Origin of the sequence: Streptomyces sp. NPDC059900 (assembly GCF_050270335.1) — a bacterium.
GTDB lineage: Bacteria > Actinomycetota > Actinomycetes > Streptomycetales > Streptomycetaceae > Streptomyces.
In genome coordinates, this window is sequence record NZ_JBNNJZ010000408.1 from 1 (window position 1) to 7,374 (window position 7,374).

The 7,374-nt window shown below is 70.3% G+C and carries 7 protein-coding genes and 1 pseudogene; 4 read left to right on the forward strand and 4 right to left on the reverse strand.

What is annotated here, in order from left to right; genetic code table 11:
• Positions 1–1,070: pseudogene (locus ACQKIP_RS34225) on the reverse strand (hypothetical protein); the annotation flags it as partial.
• Positions 1,071–1,194: 124 nt separating this feature from the next.
• The gene (locus ACQKIP_RS34230; protein ID WP_365859555.1) at positions 1,195–2,085 is read right to left on the reverse strand and encodes a LysR family transcriptional regulator; all 891 of its coding nucleotides are present in this window, start codon (positions 2,083–2,085) and stop codon (positions 1,195–1,197) included.
• 133 nt (positions 2,086–2,218) lie between these two features.
• On the opposite strand from ACQKIP_RS34230, the gene ACQKIP_RS34235 reads away from it, so the two are divergent.
• Positions 2,219–2,872: a CatB-related O-acetyltransferase gene (locus ACQKIP_RS34235; RefSeq protein WP_365859557.1), complete on the forward strand. Its 654-nt coding sequence runs from the start codon at positions 2,219–2,221 to the stop codon at positions 2,870–2,872.
• 102 nt (positions 2,873–2,974) lie between these two features.
• Here the strand turns inward: ACQKIP_RS34235 and ACQKIP_RS34240 are convergent, their stop codons facing one another.
• A complete protein-coding gene (locus ACQKIP_RS34240; RefSeq protein ID WP_365859559.1) occupies positions 2,975–3,208 on the reverse strand; it encodes a hypothetical protein in 234 nt (77 codons plus the stop codon).
• A 592-nt stretch (positions 3,209–3,800) separates the two neighbouring features.
• Between ACQKIP_RS34240 and ACQKIP_RS34245 the strand changes: the two genes are divergently transcribed.
• Together ACQKIP_RS34245 and ACQKIP_RS34250 are read left to right on the forward strand one after the other, a co-directional pair.
• A complete protein-coding gene (locus tag ACQKIP_RS34245) occupies positions 3,801–4,553 on the forward strand; it encodes a DUF6879 family protein (RefSeq protein ID WP_365859855.1) in 753 nt (250 codons plus the stop codon).
• 13 nt (positions 4,554–4,566) lie between these two features.
• Positions 4,567–5,421, forward strand: coding sequence for a helix-turn-helix domain-containing protein (locus tag ACQKIP_RS34250; protein ID WP_365859561.1), 855 nt, complete (start codon positions 4,567–4,569; stop codon positions 5,419–5,421).
• 60 nt (positions 5,422–5,481) lie between these two features.
• Here the strand turns inward: ACQKIP_RS34250 and ACQKIP_RS34255 are convergent, their stop codons facing one another.
• Entirely contained in the window at positions 5,482–6,936 is a 1,455-nt protein-coding gene (locus tag ACQKIP_RS34255) for an SMI1/KNR4 family protein (protein ID WP_365859563.1), read from the reverse strand.
• 237 nt (positions 6,937–7,173) lie between these two features.
• Here ACQKIP_RS34255 and ACQKIP_RS34260 point away from each other — a divergent pair.
• On the forward strand, positions 7,174–7,374 hold a 201-nt coding region (locus ACQKIP_RS34260; protein WP_427745039.1), incomplete at its 3' end, for an ATP-binding cassette domain-containing protein.

The following is a 7,374-nucleotide window of genomic DNA, read 5'->3' on the forward strand; positions in this document are numbered from 1 at the left end:
GGCCGGGGCACGGCGGCCAGATGCCACACGAGGCGGGGCGCGGCTCCCGGCGGACCGGGCAGCGGCCGCTGCCCGGGAACTCCCACGGGCATCCCCGGCGTCCCCGGCACCCCTGGCGCCCCCGGCGTTCCCGGCGCCCCCTGCCGCGGCGCCACGGACGGGACGGACGCCGCAGCCCGCAGCGTGAAGCGGGCCCGGGCCCGGGCCGTCAGCTGCGGGGGTATCACCGCCTGGCCGCGCGGTCCGAGGGTGCGGATCAGGTCGCTGCCCTCGGCGCGCCCCGCGCTGGCGTACGTACCAGCAGGACGCCGTACGACGGCGGTGCACGCGGCCCGCGCCCCCGCGGCGAGATGAGCGACGACCGGTCGCCCGCCCGCACAGACGATGCGGTCCGCACCAAGGACCGGATCCGTGAGCCGAACGCCGTGGACGGCCCGATTGCCCCGATTGGCCACGACATAACGCACCTGCGCCTGCCGCGGGCCGGTCACACGCGCCGTCTCCGTCAGGGCCAACGCGGCGCCGACCCCGGCATATCCCGAACGCGCCGTCGCCTGCACACCGCCGGCGCGCAGAGGACCGGCGGCCATCCGCCATCCGCCCGCCCGCCGGGAATGCGCGGCCGCCTGCATGCCGCCGCCGCGCAGATAGGGCTGCTGTGCGAACGCCCGGACCTGGCTGATCCAGGATCCGGGGCGCGCGGTCCCGGTCGCCGTGCAGCGCACCGAGCGCAGTCCGGCCAGCATCGGCACCCGGTCCCGTCCGCCGGGGCAGCGGATGGCGGCGCCCGGCATTCCGGGGTCCCGCACCCGCACCTCGTACAGGTCGGCGCCACTGCGATTGACCAGACGGTACGACTTGACGACGACGCCGCCGGTACGGATACCTGGGCGCACGGCACCGAGGCCCGGCCGGGTGTTCACCGTGACCTCCAGGGCGAGCCCGCCCGGCCCGACGCCGTCGGCGGCACAGGGCCCGGCGGCCGACCAGCAGCCCGCGGTCAGGAGCAGGCCGGCCAGCAGCCACCGCGCCGACCGCACGACGCTCGCACCCATTCGCCCGATGATCACACCGGAATGCTGTGCACGAGAACGCACCGGCGGTCGCCCCCGGCACGCGTACACGCCAGGTGATTCACCCGAGCGGTGGCCGCGCCCCGCCGAACGGCCCGCAGGCGGCCGGCCGGCGGGCCGGTCAGGTGTCCGCGGCGAGCTCGGCGACGATGCGCGAGAAGGCGTGGACCTTGGCGTCGGCCCTCCGGGTGGGCCAGAGCAACGCGTACCGGATGGGCGGGGCATCGCGGAAGGGGACGTAGGTGACGTCCGGGCGGGCGTAGAAGGTGGCCGCCCGCACGGAGGTGAGCGTGACGCCCTTGCCCGATCCCACCAGCGTGAGGAAATCCTGCCAGCGGGAGGCGGCCGGGCCCCGCGGAATCGGGCGGCCGCTGGGCGTGTGCCGCAGGTAGTGGGCATCGACGAACACCTGCGGCATGCCCGCAGGAACGATCAGCGGCGCGAGCGCGAGGTCCTCCAGGCAGACCGTCTCGTGCGCGGCCAGCGGGTGAGCCGCCGGTACCGCGAGGGCGCGGGCATCGCTGAAGAGCGTGGGCCCCACGGTGATGTCGGGCTCGTCGACGGGCAGTTCGGCCAGATGCAGGTCGGTCCTGCCGGTACGGAGCGACTGCAAGGTGGCGCCGTAGGAATCCTCGTGGATCTCGACGGAGCAGTCGGGATGACGGGCGCGCAGCCGGTCGACGGCCCGCAGGAGGAGGCTGCCGCTCCAGGCCGCGGTGTAGCCCACGGCCAGCCGCCCCGTGAGGCTGCGGGCGGTTTCGGTGGCGCGGCTGATCGCCTGCTGGATGCCCCGGTGGTGCGGCTCGAGGTCCGCGCGCAGTTGCCGGCCCAGCGGGGTCAGGGCGACGCGGCGGCTCGACCGGTCGAACAGCGGGGCACCGATCCGGCGTTCGATGGCCTTGACGGTCTGGCTCACCCTGCCCTGCGAGACACCCAGCACGTCGGCCGTACGCCCGAAGTGCAGTTCCCCGGCCAGCGTCAGGAAGACCTCGATCTCATGCCGCTCCATCATCGCCCCCCGTCATTAGCCCGGCTAATGCATCCTTCCGCATTCCGATCTTGTTCCGGCTCCCGGGGGCCTGCAATCGTGAATCGGCCGTTCCTCGCGCCGCCTCCGGGCATTCTCACGAAGGATCCACCGCGCCATGCCGCTGACACCCGCCGATCCCACCGTCGTGCACCCCATGCCCGAGCAGCCCCGCGTCGTGCTCCTGAAGTCCCTCGTCACCTCGCCCCTCATCGAGGTCGGCGACTTCACGTACTACGACGATCCCGACGACCCGACCGCCTTCGAGACCCGCAACGTGCTCTACCACTACGGCCCCGAGAAGCTGGTCATCGGAAAGTACTGCGCCCTGGGCGAAGGCGTGCGGTTCATCATGAACGGCGCCAACCACCGCATGGACGGCGCCTCCGCCTTCCCCTTCCCGATCATGGGCGGATCGTGGGCCGAGCACTTCGATCTCATCGCCGGACTGCCCGGCCGCGGCGACACCGTCGTCGGCAACGACGTGTGGTTCGGCTACCGGTCGACGGTGATGCCGGGCGTCCGCATCGGGCACGGCGCGATCATCGCCTCCGGAGCCGTCGTCGTCGACGACGTGCCCGACTACGCAATCGTCGGCGGCAACCCCGCCCGCCTCATACGCCGCCGCCACAGCGACGAGGACGTCGCACGACTCCTCGAACTGGCCTGGTGGGACTGGCCCCTGGAGCACATCACCCTGAACCTGCGAACGATCATGTCGGGCACCGTCACCGAACTGGAGGCCGCGGCGCCACGCACCCCGCACGCATGAAGCCGTGTGGCCGACAGCGCTCGCGGGGTGTTGCCCGGCTTCGGAGGGCCACCCTGGAAGAGGCCGGATTCCGGACGGGTTTTCGACAGCGTTAGCAGACCTTCAGGTACGCGTCGGGGTCCTCGGCGCGGGGGCATCGTCGCGGGCCCCGCAGTCAGGGGCGCAGGCCCACAGCTGTGCCGTAACCGGCCGGTCGCGCTCGATGTACGTCACCGTACCGAGGAAGCGGTCCCGGAACAGGCGCTTGCCGCACAGCGCGCAGGCCTGCTCGGTGAGCTGGAGGCCGCTCAGCGTGGCCGGATCCGGCAGCTTCGGTGTCGTCTTGTCCGCGCTCATGCCAAGGGTCCCCGCGGCCGCAGTTTCACCTCGAAGATGCCGGCCCGCAGGCGGTCGTCCTCGTCTGCGCGCCGCACGCTCGCAGGTTTTGCGTCCCACTCGCGGCCGCCGCCCGGCGGACGCAGCTGGAGACAGGGGCCTTCATGGCCCATCACGCGGCTCATCCGGTTCCTCGCGGTGTCGACGACCAAGGCGCCGACGGGGTGCGTGCACATATCACCCACCACCCTCTCGCCGTCGCTGCCGAGCCAGCCGTGTGACCACCTCTGCGCGAGCACGCCCCGTGTTCACCGGTCCCGGTCCGGGCGACGCGTGATCAACTCCCGGGGACGGAAAGACGATGCCCGCCCCGACCAGCGCCGCCCTCAGCTCCTCAGGCGGCGCATGCGGGGCGGCTTCCTGCGGCTCATGCGTTGTGTCCATGAACGGGACGCTAGGGACTATGCATGGAGAGTCACCACGCATTATGCGCGGCCATGCGCAATTGCTGGCTCGAAATGCGGCTGCATGCAGATATGTCCTGCGCAATGCTGTACCGCAAGCCTCCAGATCTCGCGATGCTCAGCGGATCACGTCCCCACGAAAGGACACGATCATGAGGCGACTACGCTTCAACGGCACGGGCAGCGGCGTCAACGGCTGCCCCGCCATTCATGAAGACCTGGACTCACAAGAAGTCATCGTGCACGGCCCGCCCCTCAGCCACGAAGACGTCGGCCAGCTTCAGCACCTCGGCACCGGCGAAGTAGCCATCGTCGTCCCGCCGCAACTGCTCGTCGACTTCGGCCCCAAGGAGGTCACCCGGGTGCCCGACATCATCGGACTGGCCGAGTTCGACCGCCTGTTCACGCAGTTCGAGCACACCGCATGGCGGCTGGAATCACGGCGCCGCTACGCAAGCGACGAACTCACCCAGACCTACGCACAGTTCACCCGTGGCGAGCCCGTGCAATGGAACGGTGTCGATGCACAGTGGTGCGCTGAGCGCCTCGAACAGACCGCGCTCGGCAAGCGGTTCGAGCGGGTACGCATCGTCGACAATCCGCCGACGGTCGGCCAGCTCTACCTCCTGGACAACGCCCGCCGTAACAGCGGCGTGGGCGAAAACATCCGCTGCCTGTGGCGCAGCGACGGCGAACGTCTACGACTCCCCGCTCAGGACTTCTGGCTCTTCGACTCCCGGCTGGTCGCCCTGCTCAACTTCGATGACCACGACAACCTGACGGATGTCGAGCTCATCACGGAGCCCGCCGCGGTCAACCGCTATGCCCAAGCGCGTGACGCCGCGATGCATCACGCCGTGCCGTACGAACACATCGTGGCCCAGGTGGCCACGACCGACTAGCGAGTGTGATCGAGTGAGCACCGACTACCAGCAAGCGAAAGAGACTCTCGGGCTGCGGCTGCGGTCCTTGCGAGTCAATCGCCCTGGCGGTCGGCTCACCGGAACAGAACTCGCCGCCCGTGTGGGATGGGCGCAGTCGAAGGTCAGCCGACTCGAACGCGGCCAGCAACTCGCCACGGCTGACGACCTCAGATCATTCGCCGAGGGAACCGGCCAGCCGGAGGCATTCGACGAACTCAACGCGATGCTCCAGGGGATCGAGTCCCACGTCCGGTCATGGCGCCGCCAACTTTCCAGCGGCCACCGCGCCGTGCAGGATGCGCACAACACGGAGCATGCGCGCGCCTCGGTCCTCCGCGGCTGGGAATCCTCCATGATCATGGGGATTCTTCAGACACCCGACTACGCTCGGTCAATCTTCAGCCGCTACGCGGAGCTCCAACATTCCCCCAAGGACACCGAAGCCGCGGTCAATGCGCGAATGCAGCGCCAATCCGCCCTCTACGACACCTCGAAGCGCTTCCACCTCATCATGTGGGAAGCAGCATTGCACGCACTCGTCTGTCCACCCTCGGTACTCGCGGCTCAGCTCGACCGACTCACGGGGACCGTCGGGATGAGCACCGTAGAGCTCGGCATCATCCCCCTGTCGGCATCCCTGAAAATCCCGCCCGCGACAGCGTTCTGGATGTACGACGACCAACAAGTCGTGGTCGAGACCTGGCACGCCGAGCTGTGGTTGGACGACGCGCCCAGCGTGGAAACCTACGTGCGCACCTGGAACCTCCTGAGCGAGTCGGCCGTATACGGGGCCGACGCCCACAACGTCATCAGCGCGGCACGCCGCGCTCTCACTTCGCGCGGATAGCCACGCGGGCGCCGGCGCGCTGCCCAAACCAGAATCGGTCGCCCGGGAGCCGAGATTTCCCTACGCGGGCAACGGGCCGAGATCTCCCACGAGGGCGGTCCGGATGATCCGGGGCCGGTCCCACAGGGCCAGGAGTTCGTTGGCAATGACCACGGTGGACAGCGGGTCCCCATCGCCCTGGTCCCTGACGACCGCGGCCAGCAGGCCGCGCGGGACCGCCCCCGCGTCGAGCAGGACGCGCCAGTCCTCCGGGCCCAACTCCAGAAACTCCAGCGCGCTCAACTCACCGATCTCCACCGGGTCGGCGAGCGTGCCGGGGCAGGCGGCCAGAGTCCGCAGGCGGGGCAGCCCGAAGACCGGGGCAAGGCTCAGCGGCTCCGCCTCCCGGACACCGATGGACAAGACCTCCAACGCGGGGTGTGCGGCCGCCTCGACGCTCGGCAGGCCGCGGATGTTGACATGAGCCACGACCGGCGGCCAATCACCGCCCGGGCTGCCACGCCGCTCGCCGGGCGGCCGGTCCAGCACCAGATCGGTGAGCGAATCGGCGACCAGGCCCGCGCCGGCATTCTCCTCGTGACCGAGAATGATGATCTGCCCTGTGTGTCCGCACGGTCCGGGAGTCAGATCGACGCAAAGACGGTCCCCGCCGCCGTTGTCCCCGAAGGCGATCCAGCCGGGCGAGCCGACCAAGCCCTGCACCGCGGCGCCGGGCGGGGTGACGACCGCTTCCATCGCCACGGACTCCCACGGGCACAGGCGGGACGCAGCATCTGCGACGTACAACTCGTCCAGCGGGAAAAGCTCGCAGCCCACCGCCGATCCCGCACGGTCCATCGCCTCGTAGTCCTCGTCCGGGTCCTCCCACCGCGCGCCTGCCACCCGGTAGAGCACCTTGAGTTCCTCCGGCAGACAGACACCGAGGCGCGCTTCCGCGGCGGCGATCTCCACTTCCGTCGCGCCGACGGCATTCGGAAGCCGCTCCCGGAGGGTCCGTTCCAGCAGCGCCGGATCCGCCGAAGGCGCCACCACCGCCCCGGGTACGGGATCGGGAAGACGCCGCCAGGGTTCGGGAACGGCGCCCTCGACCAGGAGGAGCGTCCCCGCATCCGACGGGCCGACACTGGATCGCACGGCAGGGCTGGCCCCGAGCAGACGCAGCGTGCTCTGCCCGTCCGGCATGATCTTCACGTTGAACGAGACGCCGTCGACACCGGCCTCCACGAGTGCCCGCCGCACTCGCTCCACTGCCTCCGTCGTTTCCGCCGCCTCCGTCTCGCCCGGCAAGTCCTCACCCGCGCCCCGGCTCACCTGCTCCGACTGGCTCACCTGCCCCGACTGCCCCGGCTGTTCCCGCCGCAGCGGCAGACTCCAACTCTGTCGACCGATCCGCCCCGCCACGCGAATGGCATCGCTCCCCTGCTTTTCCGTCCGCCCCTGCCGCAGCAGCCGCAGGACGCCCTCCCACGTCGCGAAGTCGCACACCGCGCTCGGCGAATATCTCTGGTCAACCATGTGCCGACCGTACGTGGCCCGGGAGGGCCGAAGGGCTTGTTATTGATGACAGTCACGTCATGGGGTGCGACGAGGCACCTGCTTACCGGGTGGCCACCGGGCGCGCCCCGGACCTTTGCGCCCGGACCTCTGGGGGAAAACCCCCAGGCCAGACGGAGGAAATCCGCGTTCCGGCGGATCTTGGCCGCGATCTAACGTGAGGTGTCCGGTCCCACCAGGTCTGCGGCAGGAGTCGTGATGATCGAGGCCCAAGGTCTCACCAAGCGGTATGGATCCACCGTCGCCGTCGACGCGTTGAGTTTCGACGTGCTGCCGGGCGCGGTCACCGGGTTCCTCGGCCCCAACGGATCGGGGAAGTCGACCACCATGCGGATGATCATGGGCTTGGACCGGCCGGACGCCGGGCAGGCCCGGATCGGCGGGCGGGCGTACGAGGAG

Coding starts and splice junctions, on each gene's coding strand:
- ACQKIP_RS34230 (WP_365859555.1), bottom strand. CDS start 2,085: ATGATGGAGCGGCATGAGATCGAGGTCTTCCTGACGCTGGCCGGGGAA.
- ACQKIP_RS34235 (WP_365859557.1), top strand. CDS start 2,219: ATGCCGCTGACACCCGCCGATCCCACCGTCGTGCACCCCATGCCCGAG.
- ACQKIP_RS34240 (WP_365859559.1), bottom strand. CDS start 3,208: ATGAGCGCGGACAAGACGACACCGAAGCTGCCGGATCCGGCCACGCTG.
- ACQKIP_RS34255 (WP_365859563.1), bottom strand. CDS start 6,936: ATGGTTGACCAGAGATATTCGCCGAGCGCGGTGTGCGACTTCGCGACG.